Genomic DNA, 252 nt, shown 5'->3' on the forward strand with positions numbered 1-252 from the left:
AGGCGGCCGCCGAGCCTGCGCCGGTCGCCGAGCCTGCGTCGGCCGCCGAGGAGGCTGCCGAGGCACCCGCGCCCGACGCGGAGAGCGCGCCGGCCGAGGCGAGCGCGGAGACCGCATCGGAGGAGGGCGACGTCGCTGCCCTCTCCGACGAGCGTGCGGCGAGCGACGCCCCGGCCGAAGCCGCCGCGTCCGAGGACGCGGCGGCAGAATCCGCCGAGCCCGTCGTCGTCGAGGTCTGGCACCTGCAGCGCC

At 79.4% G+C, this 252-nt stretch carries 1 pseudogene; it reads left to right on the forward strand.

Annotation, left to right across the window (positions count from 1 at the left end):
* Positions 1-252: pseudogene (locus tag AX737_RS34400) on the forward strand (hypothetical protein); the annotation flags it as partial.

Origin of the sequence: Methylobacterium sp. CCH5-D2, from assembly GCF_001556475.1 — a bacterium.
Taxonomy (GTDB): domain Bacteria; phylum Pseudomonadota; class Alphaproteobacteria; order Rhizobiales; family Beijerinckiaceae; genus Methylobacterium; species Methylobacterium hispanicum.